The following is a 20,451-nucleotide window of genomic DNA, read 5'->3' as shown; positions in this document are numbered from 1 at the left end:
CTATGGAATCAGGCGTAACAATACTGGATTTAAAAATTACAGATTATCAGGCTAACAAACCTGAAAGCATCACTCAAGGGATCAACTACAATGGAAAAATTTCACTAATTGCTGATATAGGCGCAAACGATGAGCTAAAAAGAATAACAGTAAGAGTAGATGCAACAATTTTTTTGGAGAACAATGTAAAGAATCTGATTAATATTGGACAGATCACCAGTGAAACGATCTTTAGTTTGTCCGGACCAGTTTGGGATGCCCGTGTAAAAAAAGAGAACGGCAATTTCATAATAAATGCTGCTCTGGAAACCTATTTGATCGGCATTTCATATGATTCCCTAAGAGGTCTTATGCGGGAAAAAAGTAAAAACAGCTTTTTAGAAAAGGTTCTTCTGCCACTCGTCAATCCTGCAGATATTACCAGAGCGGACAAAGCAGATAAAAATGCGAATAAATAAACTCAGGTCCACCGATTATTCCCGAGGCCTTTTTACTCTATCCTCACCTCACTCAACCCCGCATTGTTAAGAAACGAATAATCTGTCAGCGTATTCAAAAAGAAATACAACTGCCTTTTTTCCTGTGCTGATAATTTAATCCCCGACTTCACCAGCGGATCGGTGGTAGGAGTTACCTGTACACCATGGTCGTAGAAGTCAAACACCTGGTAAATATCGAAGAAACGGCCATCGTGCATATAAGGGGAGCTTTTTAAGATATTGCGCAGGGAAGGCACCTTAAAACGCAGATTATCGTCGGTGCTTCCTGTGATCTTCATTCTTCCCACATCATTCAGCGCCGGCAGGTAAGGTAACCCGTTGCTGCGATAGGTAAGATCTGTAAACAGCGGCTCCTTATGACAGGCAGCACATTTTTCCTGGAAAACCTGGTACCCTGCACTTTCCTCTGCGGTAAAGACTACTCCCGGCACTTTCTGCATCACGCTGTCATATTTGGAACCGGCAGATACCATGGTAGCAATAAACTGTGTAAAGGCTTTGAACATCCGCTCACTGGTAATTTCGGTGGAACCAAAAGCGGCTTTGTACATTGCGCGATATTTAGGATCTGCCTGCATTTTCTGCAGCAGTTCTTTCAGATCTACCGCCATTTCGTTGTGGTCTGTTAACGGGGTGAGCGGTTGCAATTCCAGGTGGTTTACGCCCCCGTCCCACATGAACGCTTTTTGCCAGATCATATTGAAGAGTACCGGCACAGAGCGCGTTCCCTGCTGTCCGGCTACACCATGTGCCAACGCATGATCAAAATGCCCGAAGGCCGCGAACTGCTGATGACAGAAGCCACAGGAAACCGTGCTGTCCTGCGAGAGACGGAAATCATAAAACATAAAACGCCCCAATGCTACACCTGGTTTGGTAAGTGGATTACGCGTAAAATCATATACCGGCCGTGGAAAATGCGCGGGCAACTGCAGGAAAAACGGCTCCGGCCCTTTTGGGACATGCTTTTTCGTACCGGCATGTACCAGCAGCAACAACAGGCAAAATGCCCCGATGATATAGGCGGCTTTATGTTTCATACGGCCACTAAAAACGGTACGCGGTGATGGAATCTGATAACATTACTCCGTAATGCCGGTAATATTAAACATATGCTGGTAATTACCGGCTACTTGTCTGGCTTTCACGCCCGGCGCCATAATGACCGCTATCTTTTTGAAACTGACGGTATCCGGTAAAAACCATTTTTCCACATCAGCGCTGAGTTGAATATGTGGTGGTTGCTTTTCTCCTATCGTAATCGGTTGTGAAAATGGCAGTGTAACATATTTTAGCACCTGGTCTTTCTCTTTGTAACCACCGCAATGAAAAATAAATTCCTGCAAAGGCGTATTGATCACGGGTGAATGTCCTTCTATCTGCGCCATGATATAGCCGCTGTTCCAGGTCCAGAACATACCGCTTTCCACGGCCAGTGCGCCCGATTGCACGCCACTCACATTATGGATGCTGTCTACTCCTACAAGGAAACGGATACTTTTATATTTTCCTGCCGGAACAGGTGTAAGACGGATATTTTTTGTACTGTCAATGGCGTCATCCACGAGATAATAAGCAGGTGGCAATGTCACTACATGACCATCCACACTTTCCAACGAAAAGTTACTGAGGAAATAACGGAAACGGCTGATGGTAAATTCCTCTCCGGAGGCGTTGGTGTAGGTAACGGTTTTTCTGACGAGCGGTTGCTGTCCCATGAGATGGGTAAGTGATAGCTGCAACGAAGGTGCAGGCCCGGAAACGAGGGGCTTCCCGGCCAGCAACAAAGTGAGCACCAGGAACCCGCCTGCACAGAAAGAAAAAATCCGCAAAATCATGGTATCCTCTTTTATTCAAAGAAAGTTACAATGATTTTGCGGATTAAATATTAAAAAGAACTAAACTCTTTTATAGCCTTTCCAGCCGTACAGGAACACGATCACAAAGCAGAAAGCAGGAATCGCGAAAGAGGCGGATAATGATTGCCACTCCGTTACCACGCCCATCAGGTAAGGTACAGAAGCACCACCTACAATAGACATTACCTGGTAAGATGCACCGCGTTTGGTGTGTACCCCCAGGTCTTTTACGCCCAACGCAAAAATCGTCGGGAACATAATCGACATAAAGAAGAAGATGGTAATCAGTGCATATACAGAAGGAGCACCGCTGCCGGTCATTACAAATAAACTCAATAATATGTTGATAAACGCATATAGTGCCAGCAACTTATTGGGCGCTATTTTACGCATGAGGGCTGTGCCTACAAACCGGCCACCCATGAATAAAGCGAGGGCTACAGACAACAGGTAAGAAGCGTTTTCTGTGGTAATGCCATGCCAGTAAGTAGTTACATAGTTGATAAATAACGCACCGGCGCCTACCTGTGCCGCTACATAAAAGAACTGTGCTACCACGCCCAGCACAAAGTGACGGTGTGCAAACAGCGGACGGGTATCGGCCATCACAGCTTCTCCTTCCTGTTCTGCTTCTTTGATTTCAGGTAACGGTGTTCTGTAGAAGAAACCTGCGATCAGTAATACCACCACACCAATAACAATATAGGTGAGCTTTACGGTAGTAAGATCGCCATTGCCGCTGCCGAAAAATAATTTACCACCAATGATAGGACCAAGGAAAGATCCCAGTCCGTTGAAGCACTGTGATAAGTTCAGGCGCTGTTCAGAGGTACCCGGATCTCCCAGTACCGTAACATATGGATTGGCAGCCGTTTCCAGGCAGGCTAATCCGCAGGCAAGTATAAATAAGGCCAATAAAAAGAAATCAAAACTCAATGCCCCTGCTGCCGGAAAAAAGAGAAAAGCACCGGTAGCATACAGCAGTAAGCCCAGGATAATTCCTTTCTTGTAGCCGAACTTGTTCATAAACATCCCTGCCGGCAAAGCCATCAGGAAATAAGCGCCGAAATAAGCGCCCTGTAATAAGGTGGAACGTTTGGTCGTGATGTTCAAAACCTCCTGGAAATGTTTGTTCAATACATCCAGCAGTCCGTATGCGAGTCCCCACAGGAAAAATAAACTGGTGACTAGGATCAACGGGAAAAGGTAACTACCAGGCTTCACGCCGGTATCTTTACTAGCATAGGTGGAATTACTTACTGCGCCTCCGGCCATAACGAAGAATTTAATGTTTCAGGTGATGAATGTTGATAACTGGTGTTGGCTCTTTATCCTTAGCTGATGGATCTGTCGAGATGGGTATAACCACCATCTACATATACGATTTGTCCGGTTGTATGAGATGAACGTGGTGACAACAGGAACACGGTTGCGTTGGCAATTTCTACAGCAGTGGTCATTCTTTTTTCAAATGGAATGTTGGCAGTAATAGATGCCAGCTTCTCCTGTGGATTAGGCAGGGAATTGATCCATGTTTCATACAGTGGTGTCCATACTTCGGCCGGGATCACGGTATTTACCCGTACAGAGTATGGCAGCATTTCTACCGCCCATTCGCGGGTCAGTGCATTGATGGCTCCCTTGGAAGCGGCATAGCCGCTGGTGTTACCCTGACCGGTATTGGCTACTTTAGAGCCGATGTTCACAATATTTCCTTTCGATGCTTTCAGGTAAGGCAGCGCGAAATGTGCCAGGTTGTAATAGTGTGATAAATTATTCTGCAGCGACTGCATAAATTTTTCAGGGCTGCCACTTTCCAGTCCCACTCCATCATTGGCGCCGGCATTATTTACCAGGCCGTCTATTTTACCATATTTGGCTACAGTTTCAGCGATTACTTTTTTACAATCCTCCACTTTTCCCAGCTCGGCTGTAATGGCAAGTGCCTGACCGCCGGCAGCGATAATGTCGTTCGCGGTTTTCTCATTGTCTGCGGTGCTTCTGCCGGCAATAACGGCAATGCCGCCTTCTGCTGCAATCAGCCTGGCAATTGCTTCCCCGATTCCTTTTGCGCCACCGGTAACGATCATCACTTTCTCCTGTAATCCTAAATCCATAGTACGTGTAATGTTATTTTTTATAGATGATAGAATGAGATGGCATTGCCTCCCATTATTTGCTGTTGTTCTGTTGTTGATAAGGTGCTGATAAAGTCAGTGACCAGGCTTTTTACCTCACGGTACTTTGCCGCCACCAGGCACACGGGCCAATCGGAGCCATACAGCAACCTGCCCGGGCCAAAGGCTTCCAGCGCTACTTCCAGGAATGGCCGGAAGTGTGCGGGTTCCCATTGCTGCCAGTCTGCTTCTGTAACCATGCCACTCAGCTTGCAGTATACATTGGGCGACTGTGCAATACGGCGCATATGTGCTGCCCATGCTTCCAGTTCACCACCTTTGATATCCGGCTTGGCCAGGTGATCTATCACCAGCGCCTGCTCCGGAAACTGCTGTACAAATTCTTCTACGGCAGCTAACTGTTTCGGATATACGAGAATATCGTAGGTAAATCCGTGTTGTGCCAATGCTTTGATACCACGACAAAAATGTTCTCCCAGGATAAAGCGGCTATCGGGTTCGCCCTGTACAATATGACGGAAACCTTTCAGCTTCGGATGCGCCGCATATTGTTCCAGTTGTTCGTGAATGTTATCAGCGCGCAGATCTGCCCAGCCCACCACGCCCCTGATAAAGGTATGCTGTGCTGCCAGCGAGAGCAAAAACGCGGTTTCATCGGGCGACTGGTCCGCCTGAACAGCCACGCAGCCATGCACCCCGTTTTCTTCGAGTACAGGCGCCAGGTGTTCCGGATAAAAATCACGGCGGATTACTTCCATGGATTCATCAATCCATGCATCGCGGACCGGATCGTATTGCCAGAAATGCTGATGTGCGTCAATAACCATGTAACTATTTTTTGTAAAGCGGATGCCGTAGCATCCGCTTTACTTTTACAATGCAAAAATCTGGTCCATAATAATCCACTTCTCCCCTTCCTTCGCTACCGGCAATGCCTGCTGGTATTTCCACATCAGCTGCTCCCATACTTTTACAGCCGGGTTGGCAGCATCCATAGCGTCTTTACGTTCGAAGGAGAAAGTATCGTCTACCTCCATGATCATAAACAACCGGTTACCGGCACGGTAAATATCCATGACCGTAATACCTGCGTCTGTGATACTCTTCTTTATTTCAGCGGATACGTTGCGGTGATACCCTTCGTACTCGCTGATCAATTGTGGATCATCTACCAGATCCAGCGCCAGACAATATCTTTTCATAATGACTATTTATACGCTACTGCCGTTTGTTTGGAAGTACCCAAACCATCAATACCCAGTTCAATCACATCTCCTGCTTTCAGGTATACCTGTGGGTTCATACCCAGACCTACACCCGCTGGCGTACCGGTGGAGATCACATCTCCCGGAAGCAGGGTCATAAACTGGCTCAGGTAAGCCACTACAAATGGTACGTTAAAGATGAAATTGGAAGTATTGCCATCCTGCATTTTCTGACCATTAACGGTGAGCCATAAACGAAGATTATTGACATCTGCAATCTCTTCTTTGGTAGCCAGCCACGGACCTAACGGCGCGAAAGTATCGCAGCTTTTACCCTTTACCCACTGTCCACCTCTCTCGATCTGGAAGGCTCTTTCGCTGTAGTCGTTATGTAAACAGTAACCTGCTACATAGTCCAAAGCGTCTTTTTCTTCCACATAACTGGCCTTTTTGCCAATTACAACGGCCAGTTCCACTTCCCAGTCGGTTTTCACGCTGTTACGTGGAATCACCAGGTCGTCGTTCGGACCCACCAGTGCGCTGGTACTTTTAAAGAATACGATTGGCTCTGCCGGAATCGCCGCGTTGGTTTCACGGGCGTGATCAGCATAGTTAAGACCGATACAGATAATTTTGGAAGGACGAAGAATAGGCGAACCTAAACGGGTATCTGCAGGCACCTGCGGACATTCACCGGCATGCGCAGCATACCATTCAGACAAACGCGCCAGTCCGTTGTTTTCAAAGAATTGTTCTCCAAAATCTTCACCGAATGCACTCACATCAAACATTCCTGCTGCTGTAACAACACCCGGTTTTTCTTGTCCCGGTAAACCAAACCTGATCAGTTTCATATCAATATTATTTTTTTATTAGTCTTACTTGATTTCTTTTAATGTGTTTATTTTCAACCGTCCGCTTTCCACTTTCAGGTCAATCACCGGTTCTGCTTTTCCATCTTTTACAAAAGAGAAATACACATGGTCATCTTGCCCTGTTGGCTGGATAACACCTTTGGCGCCCGCTGGCACGGCCATAAACATACTTTTACGGAGGCCTCCAAATTCAACATACAGTTCGAGACTGTCTGGTGAATTATCCGGTCTGATCTCTGCGATAAAATCTGCCAGGATCTGACCTGATTGTATACCTTTTTTATATTTCTGTACCAGTTCGCCTCCGGCAGATACCTTACCAAGCCCCATGGTATTTTCCATGTACTCCCAGATCGGTTGCGGCGGCGTAGCTGCCCATAATACTTTCAGATCTTTTTTACTGTCGATAAAAGCGTGGTAATAACGTGGCTGGTGATTCGCTTTCAACACCCCGATATAACAACTGTTGGGCTCATTCCACAACACTTTATAAAGGTCTGATTCCGGTGCATCTTTCAATAACGCCTGTTCAAAAGTTTTCTCTTTGGTTTCACCCTTCAGCTGAAATTTGATAGTGATCAGCGAAGTATCTTTTTGCTTGTCGGCAAATGTAACAGACACCGTTCCATCCGGAGTTGCCGGTTTTATAACGGTGGAATCCCCGCTGGCGCCACCTTTGTTGCTCGCGGAATTACAGGCAGATAATACGGCTATTGCTATGGCCAGCCCCATTCGAAATTGTTGCATGATATAACTAAAAATTAATGAATGAATAACTTGAAAGATACGGGTAATCGTCCGCACTTTAAAACACACATCACATTAATTCTTAATTATTCAGGCGGATAAAACCACCATCAATCGGGTAGTCGGTGCCTGTAATAAATCCTGCTTCATCTGAAACAAGATACAACGCCAGGTTACCAATTTCCACTGGTTTAGCCATGCGGCCGATCGGTTGTGTTTTACTCAGTTTATCAAACATTTCGGCTTCCTTGCCCGGATAATTCTTCGCAATAAATCCATCTACAAAAGGCGTATGTACCCTTGCCGGCGATATACAATTGCAACGGATATTGGCGCCCAGGTAATCTTTCGCAACAGATAATGTCATAGTCAGTACCGCGCCTTTACTCATGGAGTAGGCCAGTCTGTCTGGTATACCCACACTGGCCGCGATGGAGGCCACATTCAGGATCACCCCGCCACCCTGTGCTTTCATTTGTTTGATCACTGCATACATGCAGTTGTAACTACCTTTTACATTTACCTGGTATACCCGGTCAAAGTCCTGTTCAGCGGTGTTCTCCAGGTTACCCACATGTGCAATACCTGCACAGTTCACCAGGATATCCAGTTTACCGGCTGCTTTTACGATACCGTCCATTACACCAATCACGGCTGCCTGGTCGGCTACGTTACAAGCATGCACCGTGGCCTGGCCACCTGCTGCCCTGATTTCATCGGCAGTGGATTTTCCACCTTCCTCATTCAACTCCAGGATATGCACCTGCGCGCCCTGGGAGCCAAATGTCTTCGCTATTGCCTGTCCTATACCGCTACCACCACCTGTGATAACTGCCACTTTGTTATCTAATCTGAACAGTTCCATCATTAAAAAATTTAAGGGTTCTAAAATACCTATTAATATAAGGTGATTGCAATTGTATTTTCACTGTATTTCATACTTTCTTGCCTAATTTTTGCAAAATTCAATAATCAGGCTCAAATCCGGGGCTTTTTCTGCAATTTTAAGCGCATGAGAAGAATGCTGTTACTAACGCTCCTATGGGCCATTTCCGCCCGGGCAGCCGCCCAGAAAATACCCGTTAATAAATATGGATTGCCCGTATTAACTACCCGCCAGCAATATGACCAGCTGGTAAAAGCAGACAGCAACCAGCAACTGGTAAACCTGGAACACTATATTCCCGGTATTCAGAAAGATGTGCGGTATGCCACTACCAACAACTTCACCAAACAACAGTTATATACCCGCACGGATATTTATCTCCGGCTACCGGCTGCCAAAGCCCTGAAAGCCGTACAAACAGCGCTACGCAAAAAAGGATATGGCCTGCTGATCTACGACGCCTACCGTCCTTATCATGTAACGGAGGCTATGTTTAAAATAGTGCCGAACGACCTGTACGCCGCCGATCCCCGGAAGGGCTCCGGCCATAACCGTGGCGTAGCGATAGACCTGAGTATGGTAGATCTTAAAACAAATAAGCCCGTGGCCATGCCTACGGACTTTGATGATTTTACCAGGAAAGCACATCAGAATTATATGCCGTCAGATCCGGTCATTGCAGCTAACCGGAAAATACTGCGGGACGCCATGTTTCAGCATGGCTTTAAGGGAAGTTCCACCGAATGGTGGCATTTTTATCTGCCAGACTATAAAAAATATCCACTGATGGATATATTCTTTTAGGTCAGGGAATATGAACAGTATCTACACGGCTGGGAATACCCTCCCATTTTAAATAGTAGGTGCCGGGAGTGGCGGTGATAAAAGAATAGGTTTTGGATTGTACGCTGCTGGACTGGGTACAGGTAGCACAACTATTATATATATACTCGGCTTTAATGAGTATGGTATCCGCCTGTCTGGTTTCCACCAGCCTGTTCAGGGAATAACAGGAAGTAGCGAAAGTAGTATATACATCATAAAATACACCACCTGCGCCCTGGGAACTGGCGGGCGTTTTACCCATATACCGGACACTGTTGATATCTATCCATCCGTATTGTGAACAGCGGTCTGTTTCTTTCTTGCAACCAGCAAACAATAAAAAGATCAGGAGTAACGAAATTGTTCTCATCAGGGAAATTGTTGTCACCTGTAGAACGAAGCGGGGACAAAAAAGTTACACCCGCCCTGCCTGCCCGGCGTTGATCGGGCAAGACAAGGCGGGTGCAGAAAATTATACTAGTATATTTTGTTCAGTGCATCCACATACGCATGCACAGAAGCATTCACGATATCGGTGGAAATACCGAAACCGTAATACGACTGGCCGTTGTGTTTTACACGCATATTTACTTTGCTGACATCATCACTGCCACCGCGCATGGATTGAATGTTGAATTCATCCAGTTCGATATCATCTTTGATAATATTATGAATCGCGTTGATGGTAGCATTTACCGGGCCGTTACCTGCAGCACTGGCTTCTCTTTCTTCGCCATTAATCCGCAGTTTCACCGTCGCCATCGGACGCAGCGGATCTCCACACACCACCTGCAGCAATGTTACTTTGATCGCATTATCGTCGTAGGTTTTGGCATCTCCATCTCCCATCAGTTCCAGCAGATCCGCATCGGTAATTTCCTTTTTGGTATCTGCCATCAGCAGGAAGCGTTGGTACACTTCATCGATGTTTACTCTTTCCAGGTTATAACCCAGTCGTGATAAGTGATGTTTCAGGGCATGACGGCCGCTGCGGGCAGTCAGGATAATAGAGTTGGAATTGATCCCTACATCTTCCGGGTTCAGGATTTCGTAGTTTTCGCGGTGTTTCAGCACGCCATCCTGGTGAATACCGGAGCTGTGTGCAAAAGCGTTACGGCCCACAATGGCTTTGTTAGGCTGTACCGGCATGTGCATCATGGTTTCTACGAGATTACTGATTTCATAGATCCCTTTTGAGTTGATCTGCGTATGATAACCCAAAGCATGATGCGTTTTCAGGATCATGGCTACTTCCTCCAGGGAAGTATTACCAGCACGCTCTCCGATACCGTTGATCGTACATTCCACCTGGCGGGCGCCATTCATTACACCGGCAATGGTGTTGGCGGTAGCCAGACCGAGATCATTATGGCAGTGAACAGAAATAATGGCTTTATCGATGTTGGAAACGTGATCAACCAGGTATTTTATTTTTGCACCGTACTGATCGGGCAGGCAGTAACCGTTGGTATCCGGGATGTTCACGGTGGTAGCACCGGCCGCAATCACGGCTTCGATCATGCGGGCCAGGTATTCATTGTCTGCGCGGCCGGCATCTTCTGCATAAAATTCGATATCATCAGTAAACTTGCGGGCATATTTCACAGCGGCTACGGCACGCTCCAGTATTTCATCGCGGGTACTGTTGAATTTATATTTGATGTGCATATCGGAAGATCCGATACCGGTATGAATACGGCCACGTTTTGCAAAACGCAATGCGTCTGCAGCTGCATCTATATCTTTGGTATTGGCACGGGTTAACGCACAAATAACCGGTTCTGTAACGGCTTTGGATATTTCCACCACGCTCTGAAAATCGCCCGGGCTGGAAATCGGGAAACCTGCTTCGATGATGTCCACGCCTAATGCTTCGAGTTTCTTTGCTACCTCAATTTTTTCTACAGTGGTCAGCTGACAGCCAGGGACCTGTTCTCCGTCACGCAAGGTGGTATCAAAGACGTATACACGATTTTTATCCATGATAGTGTAATAATTTTATTGAATGATTAATTCAGGTTCTCTAATACTTTGGCGCCCATGGCGTCAGTGCCCATAATACAATGGTTCTCGGTGTGTTTGTTCGCGATATCCATTGTCCTGAAACCTTGTCTGAGTGTAGCTTCCACGGCTTTGATCACACGCTGTGATTCTGTTTTCAGGCCGAAGGAAATATCCAGCATCAGGGCTACAGATAAAATAGAAGCCAGCGGGTTGGCAATGCCCTTACCGGCAATGTCGTGCGCAGATCCGTGGATAGGTTCAAAGAACCCGGTGCTGTCGCCGATAGAGGCAGAAGCGAGCATCCCCATGGAGCCGGCGATCTGGGAAGCCTCATCAGTGAGGATATCACCAAACAGGTTGCCGGTTACTACCACATCAAAGCGTTTCGGATCTTTGATCAGCTGCATGGCTGCGTTATCGATAAACATATGTTCTGTTTCCACATCAGGGTATTCTTTGGCTACTTCCTGTACTACTTCTCTCCACAGACGGCTGGCTTCGAGTACGTTGGCCTTATCAACAGAGCAGAGTTTCTTGCGGCGGGTACGCGCAGCATCGTAAGCTTTGCGGGCAATACGTTCTACTTCATAACGGTGATAGATCATCAGATCAGACGCGGTGTTACGATCGGCTGTTCTGATCTTTTCACCAAAGTATACATCCCCGGTCAGCTCCCGGAAAAACAGGATATCTGAACCGCGTAATATTTCAGGCTTAATGCTGGAAGCTTCCAGCAGTTCATCAAACAGTTTGATGGGGCGAAGATTGGCATACAATCCGAGCTCCTTCCTGATTTTCAGCAAACCTTGTTCTGGTCTTACTTTCAGGGTAGGATCGTTATCGTATTTAGCATGACCGATAGCGCCGAACAGGATAGCATCGGAATTTCTTGCTTTCTGCAATGTTTCTTCCGGTAGTGGATCACCGGTAGCTTCGATGGCTACGTGGCCCATGATCCCTTCTTCAAAGGTAAATGTGTGATGATAGTTTTTGGCTATGGCCATCAGCACCTTTTGTCCCCATGCCGTCACTTCCTGTCCGATCCCATCTCCGGGTATAACTAGTATTTTCTTCTCAACGCCCATATTTGTGTGTAGCTTTTAGTATTTAGCTGGTTTGATGTTAGAAATTATATGTTCTTGTGGTTTCGTATTGTTCAATTTCTTTCCGGAGACTCAGCAGGTAATCGATATCATCGTATCCGTTCAGCAGACAGGTTTTCTTGTACTGGTTGATATCGAAATTTTCCCTGGCGCCGGTGCTCACAATCTTAATGAACTGGTTTTCCAGGTCTACTTCCAGCTGTGCTTTCGGATCGGCTTCAATGGCGGTGAAGATCTGGTCCAGGAAATCTTCTGATACCTGGATAGGCAGGATAAAAGTATTGAGGGCGTTATTCTTGAAGATATCTGCAAAGAAGCTGCTCACTACTACTTTAAAGCCGGCATCGGCGATGGCCCAGGCGGCGTGTTCACGGGAGGAGCCGCAACCAAAGTTTTTGCCTCCTACCAGGATCTGTCCACTGTAGATGGGATTGTTCATCACGAAATCCGGCTTGGGTGTGTTATCTGCTTCATAGCGCCAGTCGCGGAACAGATTTTCTCCAAAACCGTCTCTGGTGGTGGCTTTCAGAAAGCGTGCCGGGATGATCTGATCGGTGTCTATATTTTCGATGGGTACAGGTACCGCAGAAGAAACGAGGTGTTGAAATATTTTACTCATGATGATTTTACAGTTTAAATTTTTGTGGCGGCTACTCTCAGGCGGACGTAATCCGCATACAGCTCACCGTCTTTCATCAGCTGTGGCGCCAGTTCATGCTGCACCTGTTCCAGGATAGCGTTCTTATCTTTTTCGGGAATGCTGCCAAAAAAGTGAGCGCCAAACATCTCCAGCCAGTCGCTGATGCCGGTAGCCGGATCCACCAGTTTCGACGGACGGTCAAAAAAGTGTACCCGGTCTATTTTAAAACCTGCCTTTTCCAGCAGGGTAGTATATTCTGCAGGAGAAGGAAAGTACCAGAATGGTTCGTAGGTATATCCGCGTTGCTGCATGGCTTTTTCCAGGTAGGTCAGGATCTGTTGTACATTTCCTTTACCTCCCATTTCAATGACCAGGCGGCCGCCTTTTTTCAGCTGGGCGTACATCCTGCTGATGGCTTTTTCCTTTTCGCGCACCCAGTGGAGGGTAGCATTGGAGAAGATGCCATCAAATTGTTGGGGCAGGGAGAAAGTGGTGGCGTCGTGTACTTCAAAGGTAATATCCGGGAAGTGCTGGCGGGCGCTTTCCACCATAGCGGCGGAAGCGTCTATCCCGGTAACGATGGCTCCTTTCTGTGCCAGCTGTGCTGTCAGTTCGCCGGTACCGCAGCCCAGATCGAGGATCTGTTCACCGGATTGTGGTTGTAACCAATCTATCAGGCTGTTACCATATTCAAACACGAAGGCGTGTTTTTCTTTATATAAGTCGGCATTCCATTGATCAGACATAGCAGTAGGCTTTTAGCGTTAAGCATTTGTGTTTCCCATCCGTTCTTTTTACCCCAGCAGTTCCCTCACATCGGTTACCCTGCCGGTAATGGCAGCGGCGGCGGCGGTAAGCGGACTGGCGAGGAAGGTGCGGGCGTTCGGTCCCTGGCGGCCTTCGAAGTTGCGGTTGGAGGTAGAGATGCAGTACATACCGGCCGGCACTTTGTCTTCGTTCATGGCCAGGCAGGCAGAGCAACCGGGTTCACGCAGCTGGAAACCGGCTTCGGCGAAGATCTTGTCGATCCCCTCTTCCTGGGCCTGGGCTTCTACCTGTTTGGAACCGGGAACGATCCATACCACTACATCATCTGCTTTGTGCCGTCCTTTCACGAAATCGGCCACGAGGCGTAAATCTTCGATACGGGAGTTGGTGCAGCTGCCAATGAATACGTAATCCACTTTTTTGCCCAGCAGTTCAGCGCCGGGTTGCAGGTCCATGTATTCAAGTGATTTTTTGAAAGAAGGTCTTTCTTTCTCTTCCAGCTGATCCAGTGCCGGGATGTGGCGGGTTACGCCCATGCCCATACCGGGATTGGTACCATAGGTGATCTGTGGTTCAATATCGGCGGCATCGAAGGTGAGTACGGTATCGAATTCGGCGTCGTTGTCGGAGTACAGGGTTTTCCAGTATTCCAGGGATTTATCCCAATCGGCTCCTTTCGGAGCAAATTCACGGCCTTTGATATAATCGAAGGTGATGTCGTCTGGTGCTATCAATCCACCACGGGCACCCATTTCGATGCTCATGTTGCAGATGGTCATGCGCGCCTCCATACTGAGACTGCGGATAGCTTCCCCCGCATATTCCACAAAGTAGCCGGTAGCACCGGAAGCGGATATTTGGGAGATGATATAAAGAATAATGTCTTTCGAGAGTACGCCCTTGCCCAATTTCCCGTTCACTTCGATCTTCATCCGCTTAGGCTTGTATTGCAGGATACACTGGGTGGCCAGTACCTGTTCCACTTCGGAGGTACCGATACCGAAGGCCACGGCGCCAAAAGCACCATGGGTACTGGTGTGGCTGTCGCCGCACACGATGGTCATACCCGGCAGGGTGATGCCCAGCTCTGGTCCGATCACATGCACAATACCCTGAAAACGATGGCCCAGACCATACAGTTCTACCCCGAATTCGCTGGTATTTTTTGTCAGCATTTCCACCTGGTGGCGGCTCAATGCTTCCTTAATGGGCTGGTCCTGGTGTAAGGTTGGTACGTTGTGATCTGCGGTAGCCCGGGTTTTAGCCGGACGGAATACCGGGATACCCCGCTTCCGCAACCCGTCAAATGCCTGGGGGCTCGTCACCTCGTGAATAAAGTGCGTGTTGATGTACACTGCATCGGGATGCCCCGGCTTGCTCACCACTATGTGGCCATCCCAGATTTTATCAAATAACGTTTTTCCCATCCTTTTGCTTCCTTTTATAATTGTTTATACCTTCAAATCTAATGGTCATTAATTAATTGCCATATCGCTAAATTTGCTTTAATTACAACCTTTAAACGCCTCAGATATACATTAAAACATTGTTTATCAATAATTTACAAGACTTTATTAACGATGCCCAACAGCCAAAGTGATGCTTTATTCATATTAATAAAAACCTTAACAAAAGCCGAAAAGCGCAGTTTTCAGCTGGCGTTTAATAAAAACAATACCAAGGAGGACGTGCTTTTCATCCAATTGTTCACTACGCTGGACAAGATGAAAGACTACGATGAGGAGCAGATACTGAAGAAAATCACCGATATCAAAAAGCAGCAGCTGTCGAATGTAAAAGCACATCTTTACAAACACCTGTTATCCAGCCTGCGGCAGCTATATAAACAAAAAGACCCCCTGATCGACCTGCGGGAGCAGCTGGATCATGCACGGGTACTTTACAATAAAGGATTATACAACCAGAGCCTGAAAATTCTGGCCAAGGCCAAAACCATGGCCCTGGAGCAGGAAGAGGTGATGCTCACCTACGAGATTGTGGAGTTTGAAAAGCTGATAGAATCCCGGCATATTACCCGCAGCCTGGAAAACCGGGCGGAAGTGCTGAGTGCGGAGTCCCGCCAAATAGAACAGCAGCTGACCAACATCAGCCGCCTCTCTACCCTTTCCCTGCGGATGTACGGCCTGTACCTGAAACTGGGCCATGCCCGCAACGAAAGGGACGCCGAAATGGTGAAATCTTTCTTCGAAAGCCAGTTACCGCCACTGCAGCATGTTCACATGAGCTTTTATGAAAAGGTGTATATGTACCAGGCATCCAGCTGGTATTACTATATCCTGCAGGACTTTGTGATGTATTACCGCTACACCCAGAAATGGGTGGACCTGTTCAAAAAGTATCCGTCGTTACAGCAAACGGATATGGACTTATTCATCAAAGCCCAGCACAACCTGCTCACGGCGCATTTCTACACTTCCAATTTTGAGAAGTTCAAAGCAGCGCTGATCGACCTGGAAGACTTTATCCGGGATAACCAGGACAATTTTCATGAGAATACCCGCACGTCTGCTTTTGTGTACCTGTATACCGCGAAGATCAACCGCTACTTCCTGGAAGGCACGTTCAGCCAGGGTTTGGAAATGGTGCCCGAACTGGAAACGGAGATCAGCCGGCATACATTGAAAATAGATCAGCACCGGGTGCTGGTATTCTATTACAAGATAGCCTGTTTGTATTTTGGTAGCGGTGATAACAGCAAAGCCATTGTCTATCTCAATAAAATCATCAATTTAAAAATCGGTAACCTGCGGGCAGATATACAATGCTTCGCCCGTATCCTGCACCTCATTGCGCATTATGAACTGGAGAACTACAGCCTGGTGGAATACCTGATCAAATCTGTGTATCACTTCATCTCCAAACATAAAGATCTCGGGCTGGTGATGGAAGAAATCATGAAGTTCCTGCGCCGCTACATTTATGCGAATCCCAAAGCTTTACGCAGTGCGTTCGTAGACCTGAAAGACCGGCTGGAACAAATTTCAGAAGATCCTTATGAGCGCCGTTCCTTCCTCTACCTGGATATTATTTCCTGGCTGGAAAGTAAGATTGAGAGCATACCGGTGCAGGAAGTCATTCACCGCAAATTTGTGAATAAGGAAAAACGTATCTAACATAAAACCATAGCGCGTATGTCTGGCGAAAAACACTATCATTTCATTGCCATCTCCGGCAGTCTGAGAAAAGGTTCCTACAATACGATGGCGCTGAAAGCGCTGCAACAACATGCTCCTTCCAATATCACAGTGGAGCAGGTGTTTTTTGACAAGATTCCGATGTACAATGCAGACCTGCATACAGAGCAATTACCGGAAGAAGTGGCGCCACTGGTACACAAAATTAAAGAAGCCGATGGCGTGATCATTGTATCGCCGGAGTATAACTACTCAGTGCCCGGTGCGCTGAAAAACGCGATAGACGTGGTATCCCGTCATGCCGACAAACCTTTCAGCGGAAAAGCGGTGGCGATTATGGGGGCATCGCAGGGACAGATCGGTACCGCGAGAATGCAGTATCACCTGCGGCAGATCATGGTATTTCTGAATGCATTTGTGATCAACAAACCCGAAATCATGATAGGCAGTGCGCAGCATAAATTTGATGCATCCGGTAATCTTACAGATGAATTCCTGATCAAACAATTGCCGCAGCTACTGATTTCACTCGCAAAGCTGAGTGATAAACTGGGCTACGACGCCGATTCAATATAAGGTTCGTACTGACGGTATTTTACAAAGAAAATAATGGCCGATGCTGCCTGTAACAACAGGATAGCCGGCCATTCATAATGTCCGAGTACCATGAACAATACGATAAAAGAAGTAAGCATGGTATTACGTACATGCTTCTCCGGATTCATTTTCGGGAAGAACAGCATCACCCGGAAAAGGATCAGTAATGATAATGCCGTGCAGAAAACCGTGACTAAACCCCAGGGCGTCGTTTTCGTATATGCATTCACGGTAATGATGATCATCTCCGGTAAAAATAAAATAACATATACACCGATGAGCCGCAGGTAGTGGGTCACTAACCTGATGGGCAGGTTTTCCATGAAATTGAGATACGTATCGTCGAATGCGCGGTGATGCACCATCAGCTGCATATGCGTAAGCACACTCACCATGACGCCAATCTGCAGTCCGCGCAGATCAAAATATTCTCCCCTTGTCATGATCAGGAAAGTAAGCCAGAGGATAGCGGCGGAAAATATTTTCGTACTCACAATGCGCCTCGGAAAATTCGTCAGCAGTTCATACAGGAAATACAATACCGGTGGTTTGGTAAAGTGTTGGTTGAGCCAGCGTTGCAGGTGACCGGTAAAGAAAATCACATCCGGTTGTTCCAGTTTCCTTTCATATAACCTCAACGGCCATATGCAATTGGCAATATTGAGTACCGCCACAATTACGGCAGATATATAAAACTGATGCTGAATAGCGATCACTACTGCGATACCGGCATACACCAGCACCGGCATATAAATAGCGGTATGCAGCCGGAACCAGATGCCGCGCCGGGTGGCTTTATCAATACTGCCCATAGTAGGATACAGGAAATCATATCCCTGGGTCTGGAATGTTTTGAGGATAAAGCCCACGCATTTCAGGGCGTAGGAAGTCCACAGCAGGAGTACCAGGAACAGGAAACTATAATTACCAAGGAATCCGAGCAGCAGACCTTTATGATAGGCGAGCAGGTTAGCGCCATTTACCACGCCGAAAAGTAAATAGAACAGCACAAGGAAAAAGCCCGTATTCTGCACATAGAAGCGACGGGTAAATATTTTACTGAGTATAGCGGAGGTGGTACGCATATTAATTGAGCGTAATGTTTTTATGAGCTACTTTCAGTGTGCCCGTAATGGTTACTTCTTCCGCATCCAGTGGTTGGTGGGAAGTGATAATAAAAGATACGCCTTTGGCGTTGTATTCACGGATCAGATCGTATAAAACAGCCAGTGCGCGGGTATCTATGGTGATCAGTGGTTCATCGAGCAGGATGAGTGCGGGGTTACCGGTGAAAGCCAGCAGCAGGGACAGTTTTTTCAGCATACCGCTGGAATAACTGCTCACCGGGTTATTCACAAAGACATGTACGCCCAGTTTTTCGCTGATGGCGCGGATCTGTTCCGGGTCGCCTCCTTTTGTACGGAGGTATAGTTCCAGCAAGTCGCGGCCTGTCAGGAAAGAAGGGTAAAAGGGTTCGGCTTCAGCATAATTGATCAGGCGGCGGAATTGTACCGGGTGCTGGCGGCTGCTCACGTTGTCCTGGAGCAGGATCTCTCCTTTGAAGGGGATCAGGCCGGCCATCACTTTCATACAGGTGGTTTTACCTGCGCCGTTCTCGCCCTGCAGCCAGTAGATGCCGGCTGGCAGCTCCAGTCGGGCAATATCCAGGATGTTTACATCCTGATAGTTCTTCTTCACCTCACGGAGGGCAATAACCGGTTCGGGCATATGACAAGCTTAAAAATGTAAATATGAAAAATTAACGCATATATATCTACGAAAGCGGAACTTTTTAACAAAAAATTTTCCGGGACATTTTTGTATTGACCATCATGCGTTTAGGCTTAACAGGTAAAAAATTATCATATAAGCCAACTTTTCCGGGGGAATTTTTCACATGCCAAGGATATTGCATATGCACAAGGTGCAAAACCCGTGAAACACGCGATGCCACTATACTCCCATTAAAGTTGTATATCTTTTCCACACCTGTTGAAAACTATATCTTCCATCCCTTAACCGGATGCTTACATTTGTAATCCTGAGCGTATGGATTTTAGGAAACAGAAATGTTGAAACAGATTTGTGGGAGAGAGAAGTGAGGATTTCAAGATGCTGACCCCAAATAGAAAAACCAAAAACCTTCGACAGTACCCATAAAATAATTACAAGATGAGTAACGAGAATGAAATTCTTCTAAAAGAGAACAAGGACCGTTTTGTGCTATTGCCGATCAAATACCCGAAAATCTGGGAGCAATACAAAAAACACGAAGCGAGTTTCTGGACAGCTGAAGAAATAGACTTAAGCAGTGACCTGAAAGACTGGGCAGCCCTGAATGACGGTGAACGTCATTTTATTTCTCATGTACTGGCATTTTTTGCTGCCAGTGACGGTATCGTCAATGAGAACCTTGCGGTTAACTTTATGAGTGAAGTACAGATTCCGGAAGCCCGTTGTTTTTACGGATTCCAGATCATGATGGAAAACATCCACTCTGAAACATATGCATTGCTGATCGATACCTATGTAAAGGATCCTTCAGAAAAAGATCGCCTGTTTCACGCCATCGATACTGTTCCTGCTGTAAAGAAAAAAGCAGAATGGGCATTGCGCTGGATTGAAAACGGCACTTTCGCAGAGCGCCTCGTAGCCTTTGCTGCCGTAGAAGGTATCTTCTTCAGTGGTAGCTTCTGCTCCATTTTCTGGTTAAAGAAAAGAGGACTGATGCCCGGCTTAACCTTCTCCAACGAACTGATCAGCCGGGATGAAGGCCTGCACTGCGAATTCGCCTGCCTGCTCTACAGTATGCTGGAAAACAAACTGAGTGAAGAACAGGTACACAACATCATCCGTGATGCAGTGAGCTATGAAAAAGAATTTATCACAGAAGCCCTCCCGGTTGGACTGATCGGTATGAACGCTGACCTGATGTCGCAATACATCGAATTTGTAGCAGACAGATGGATCGGTGAACTGGGCTATACCAAGATATTTAATGCGTCTAATCCGTTCGACTTCATGGAAATGATTTCCTTACAGGGTAAGACCAACTTCTTTGAAAAACGTGTGGGAGATTACCAGAAATCCGGCGTAATGGGTGGTACCAAAGAATCACAGACATTCAGCCTGGAAGAAGATTTTTAAAA

Annotated in this window: 22 protein-coding genes; 5 read left to right on the top strand and 17 right to left on the bottom strand. The window is 46.8% G+C overall.

The genetic code is table 11. The features are described 5' to 3' along the window. The first annotated feature begins 2 nt into the window (after window positions 1-2). The gene (locus BMW79_RS10245; protein ID WP_089894082.1) at window positions 3-458 is read left to right on the top strand and encodes a hypothetical protein; all 456 of its coding nucleotides are present in this window, start codon (window positions 3-5) and stop codon (window positions 456-458) included. A gap of 32 nt (window positions 459-490) precedes the next feature. Here the strand turns inward: BMW79_RS10245 and BMW79_RS10240 are convergent, their stop codons facing one another. The 9 genes from BMW79_RS10240 to BMW79_RS10200 all read right to left on the bottom strand — a co-directional run bounded on the left by BMW79_RS10240 (window position 491) and on the right by BMW79_RS10200 (window position 8,189). Next, on the bottom strand, window positions 491-1,540 hold the full coding sequence (locus tag BMW79_RS10240) for a cytochrome-c peroxidase (protein WP_089894079.1): 1,050 nt from the start codon (window positions 1,538-1,540) through the stop codon (window positions 491-493). A gap of 42 nt (window positions 1,541-1,582) precedes the next feature. Further along, window positions 1,583-2,338: an MbnP family protein gene (locus BMW79_RS10235; RefSeq protein WP_089894075.1), complete on the bottom strand. Its 756-nt coding sequence runs from the start codon at window positions 2,336-2,338 to the stop codon at window positions 1,583-1,585. Window positions 2,339-2,398: 60 nt separating this feature from the next. Next, the gene (locus tag BMW79_RS10230) at window positions 2,399-3,634 is read right to left on the bottom strand and encodes a sugar MFS transporter (RefSeq protein ID WP_089894072.1); all 1,236 of its coding nucleotides are present in this window, start codon (window positions 3,632-3,634) and stop codon (window positions 2,399-2,401) included. A gap of 59 nt (window positions 3,635-3,693) precedes the next feature. Continuing rightward, complete coding sequence (locus tag BMW79_RS10225; protein ID WP_089894069.1) at window positions 3,694-4,476, bottom strand: L-fucose dehydrogenase; 783 nt, start codon at window positions 4,474-4,476, stop codon at window positions 3,694-3,696. A gap of 20 nt (window positions 4,477-4,496) precedes the next feature. Then, window positions 4,497-5,324, bottom strand: coding sequence for an amidohydrolase family protein (locus BMW79_RS10220; RefSeq protein WP_089894065.1), 828 nt, complete (start codon window positions 5,322-5,324; stop codon window positions 4,497-4,499). A gap of 45 nt (window positions 5,325-5,369) precedes the next feature. After that, window positions 5,370-5,699 (bottom strand): L-rhamnose mutarotase, encoded by a 330-nt coding sequence (locus BMW79_RS10215; protein ID WP_079468948.1) that lies wholly within the window; start codon window positions 5,697-5,699, stop codon window positions 5,370-5,372. Between the two features lie 5 nt (window positions 5,700-5,704). Then, window positions 5,705-6,556, bottom strand: a complete 852-nt coding sequence (locus BMW79_RS10210; protein WP_089894061.1) for a fumarylacetoacetate hydrolase family protein — start codon at window positions 6,554-6,556, stop codon at window positions 5,705-5,707. Window positions 6,557-6,580: 24 nt separating this feature from the next. Further along, window positions 6,581-7,324 carry a hypothetical protein gene (locus tag BMW79_RS10205; protein ID WP_143059121.1) on the bottom strand — a complete coding sequence of 248 codons (744 nt, stop codon included), beginning with the start codon at window positions 7,322-7,324 and terminating at the stop codon, window positions 6,581-6,583. Between the two features lie 82 nt (window positions 7,325-7,406). Continuing rightward, complete coding sequence (locus BMW79_RS10200; protein ID WP_245752457.1) at window positions 7,407-8,189, bottom strand: SDR family NAD(P)-dependent oxidoreductase; 783 nt, start codon at window positions 8,187-8,189, stop codon at window positions 7,407-7,409. A 147-nt stretch (window positions 8,190-8,336) separates the two neighbouring features. On the opposite strand from BMW79_RS10200, the gene BMW79_RS10195 reads away from it, so the two are divergent. After that, on the top strand, window positions 8,337-9,014 hold the full coding sequence (locus tag BMW79_RS10195; RefSeq protein ID WP_143059120.1) for a M15 family metallopeptidase: 678 nt from the start codon (window positions 8,337-8,339) through the stop codon (window positions 9,012-9,014). A 1-nt stretch (window position 9,015) separates the two neighbouring features. Here BMW79_RS10195 and BMW79_RS10190 read toward each other — a convergent pair whose 3' ends face one another. The 6 genes from BMW79_RS10190 to leuC all read right to left on the bottom strand — a co-directional run bounded on the left by BMW79_RS10190 (window position 9,016) and on the right by leuC (window position 14,977). Continuing rightward, complete coding sequence (locus BMW79_RS10190) at window positions 9,016-9,405, bottom strand: hypothetical protein (protein ID WP_089894051.1); 390 nt, start codon at window positions 9,403-9,405, stop codon at window positions 9,016-9,018. 107 nt (window positions 9,406-9,512) lie between these two features. Then, the gene (locus tag BMW79_RS10185) at window positions 9,513-11,018 is read right to left on the bottom strand and encodes a 2-isopropylmalate synthase (protein ID WP_089894049.1); all 1,506 of its coding nucleotides are present in this window, start codon (window positions 11,016-11,018) and stop codon (window positions 9,513-9,515) included. Between the two features lie 26 nt (window positions 11,019-11,044). Continuing rightward, on the bottom strand, window positions 11,045-12,124 hold the full coding sequence (leuB, locus tag BMW79_RS10180) for a 3-isopropylmalate dehydrogenase (RefSeq protein WP_089894046.1): 1,080 nt from the start codon (window positions 12,122-12,124) through the stop codon (window positions 11,045-11,047). Window positions 12,125-12,161: 37 nt separating this feature from the next. Further along, a complete protein-coding gene (gene leuD, locus BMW79_RS10175; protein ID WP_089894043.1) occupies window positions 12,162-12,761 on the bottom strand; it encodes a 3-isopropylmalate dehydratase small subunit in 600 nt (199 codons plus the stop codon). A gap of 14 nt (window positions 12,762-12,775) precedes the next feature. Next, the gene (locus BMW79_RS10170; RefSeq protein WP_089894040.1) at window positions 12,776-13,528 is read right to left on the bottom strand and encodes a methyltransferase domain-containing protein; all 753 of its coding nucleotides are present in this window, start codon (window positions 13,526-13,528) and stop codon (window positions 12,776-12,778) included. Between the two features lie 48 nt (window positions 13,529-13,576). Next, complete coding sequence (gene leuC / locus BMW79_RS10165; protein ID WP_089894037.1) at window positions 13,577-14,977, bottom strand: 3-isopropylmalate dehydratase large subunit; 1,401 nt, start codon at window positions 14,975-14,977, stop codon at window positions 13,577-13,579. 261 nt (window positions 14,978-15,238) lie between these two features. On the opposite strand from leuC, the gene BMW79_RS10160 reads away from it, so the two are divergent. Both BMW79_RS10160 and BMW79_RS10155 read left to right on the top strand, forming a co-directional pair. Further along, window positions 15,239-16,684, top strand: coding sequence for a hypothetical protein (locus tag BMW79_RS10160; RefSeq protein WP_245752455.1), 1,446 nt, complete (start codon window positions 15,239-15,241; stop codon window positions 16,682-16,684). Between the two features lie 18 nt (window positions 16,685-16,702). Beyond that, on the top strand, window positions 16,703-17,281 hold the full coding sequence (locus BMW79_RS10155; RefSeq protein ID WP_089894031.1) for an NADPH-dependent FMN reductase: 579 nt from the start codon (window positions 16,703-16,705) through the stop codon (window positions 17,279-17,281). Here BMW79_RS10155 and BMW79_RS10150 read toward each other — a convergent pair. Both BMW79_RS10150 and BMW79_RS10145 read right to left on the bottom strand, forming a co-directional pair. Then, window positions 17,260-18,387, bottom strand: a complete 1,128-nt coding sequence (locus BMW79_RS10150; RefSeq protein ID WP_089894028.1) for a hypothetical protein — start codon at window positions 18,385-18,387, stop codon at window positions 17,260-17,262. The two genes, BMW79_RS10155 and BMW79_RS10150, sit on opposite strands and share 22 nt — an antisense overlap. 1 nt (window position 18,388) lies before the next feature. Continuing rightward, a complete protein-coding gene (locus BMW79_RS10145; RefSeq protein WP_089894025.1) occupies window positions 18,389-19,030 on the bottom strand; it encodes an ABC transporter ATP-binding protein in 642 nt (213 codons plus the stop codon). A 444-nt stretch (window positions 19,031-19,474) separates the two neighbouring features. Here BMW79_RS10145 and BMW79_RS10140 point away from each other — a divergent pair, with 444 nt between their 5' ends. Continuing rightward, window positions 19,475-20,449 carry a ribonucleoside-diphosphate reductase small subunit gene (locus tag BMW79_RS10140; RefSeq protein WP_089894023.1) on the top strand — a complete coding sequence of 325 codons (975 nt, stop codon included), beginning with the start codon at window positions 19,475-19,477 and terminating at the stop codon, window positions 20,447-20,449. Window positions 20,450-20,451: the final 2 nt, after the last annotated feature.

The sequence above is a fragment of the Chitinophaga arvensicola genome, assembly GCF_900110835.1.
Lineage (GTDB): Bacteria > Bacteroidota > Bacteroidia > Chitinophagales > Chitinophagaceae > Chitinophaga > Chitinophaga arvensicola.
This window is presented reverse-complemented; position numbering and strand designations above follow the sequence as displayed.

Bases quoted from the DNA above. Each gene is read 5' to 3' on its own strand.
- BMW79_RS10245 (WP_089894082.1), top strand. From the start codon at position 3: ATGGAATCAGGCGTAACAATACTGGATTTAAAAATTACAGATTATCAG.
- BMW79_RS10240 (WP_089894079.1), bottom strand. From the start codon at position 1,540: ATGAAACATAAAGCCGCCTATATCATCGGGGCATTTTGCCTGTTGTTG.
- BMW79_RS10235 (WP_089894075.1), bottom strand. From the start codon at position 2,338: ATGATTTTGCGGATTTTTTCTTTCTGTGCAGGCGGGTTCCTGGTGCTC.
- BMW79_RS10230 (WP_089894072.1), bottom strand. From the start codon at position 3,634: ATGGCCGGAGGCGCAGTAAGTAATTCCACCTATGCTAGTAAAGATACC.
- BMW79_RS10225 (WP_089894069.1), bottom strand. From the start codon at position 4,476: ATGGATTTAGGATTACAGGAGAAAGTGATGATCGTTACCGGTGGCGCA.
- BMW79_RS10220 (WP_089894065.1), bottom strand. From the start codon at position 5,324: ATGGTTATTGACGCACATCAGCATTTCTGGCAATACGATCCGGTCCGC.
- BMW79_RS10215 (WP_079468948.1), bottom strand. From the start codon at position 5,699: ATGAAAAGATATTGTCTGGCGCTGGATCTGGTAGATGATCCACAATTG.
- BMW79_RS10210 (WP_089894061.1), bottom strand. From the start codon at position 6,556: ATGAAACTGATCAGGTTTGGTTTACCGGGACAAGAAAAACCGGGTGTT.
- BMW79_RS10205 (WP_143059121.1), bottom strand. From the start codon at position 7,324: ATGCAACAATTTCGAATGGGGCTGGCCATAGCAATAGCCGTATTATCT.
- BMW79_RS10200 (WP_245752457.1), bottom strand. From the start codon at position 8,189: ATGGAACTGTTCAGATTAGATAACAAAGTGGCAGTTATCACAGGTGGT.
- BMW79_RS10195 (WP_143059120.1), top strand. From the start codon at position 8,337: ATGAGAAGAATGCTGTTACTAACGCTCCTATGGGCCATTTCCGCCCGG.
- BMW79_RS10190 (WP_089894051.1), bottom strand. From the start codon at position 9,405: ATGAGAACAATTTCGTTACTCCTGATCTTTTTATTGTTTGCTGGTTGC.
- BMW79_RS10185 (WP_089894049.1), bottom strand. From the start codon at position 11,018: ATGGATAAAAATCGTGTATACGTCTTTGATACCACCTTGCGTGACGGA.
- leuB (WP_089894046.1), bottom strand. From the start codon at position 12,124: ATGGGCGTTGAGAAGAAAATACTAGTTATACCCGGAGATGGGATCGGA.
- leuD (WP_089894043.1), bottom strand. From the start codon at position 12,761: ATGAGTAAAATATTTCAACACCTCGTTTCTTCTGCGGTACCTGTACCC.
- BMW79_RS10170 (WP_089894040.1), bottom strand. From the start codon at position 13,528: ATGTCTGATCAATGGAATGCCGACTTATATAAAGAAAAACACGCCTTC.
- leuC (WP_089894037.1), bottom strand. From the start codon at position 14,977: ATGGGAAAAACGTTATTTGATAAAATCTGGGATGGCCACATAGTGGTG.
- BMW79_RS10155 (WP_089894031.1), top strand. From the start codon at position 16,703: ATGTCTGGCGAAAAACACTATCATTTCATTGCCATCTCCGGCAGTCTG.
- BMW79_RS10150 (WP_089894028.1), bottom strand. From the start codon at position 18,387: ATGCGTACCACCTCCGCTATACTCAGTAAAATATTTACCCGTCGCTTC.
- BMW79_RS10145 (WP_089894025.1), bottom strand. From the start codon at position 19,030: ATGCCCGAACCGGTTATTGCCCTCCGTGAGGTGAAGAAGAACTATCAG.
- BMW79_RS10140 (WP_089894023.1), top strand. From the start codon at position 19,475: ATGAGTAACGAGAATGAAATTCTTCTAAAAGAGAACAAGGACCGTTTT.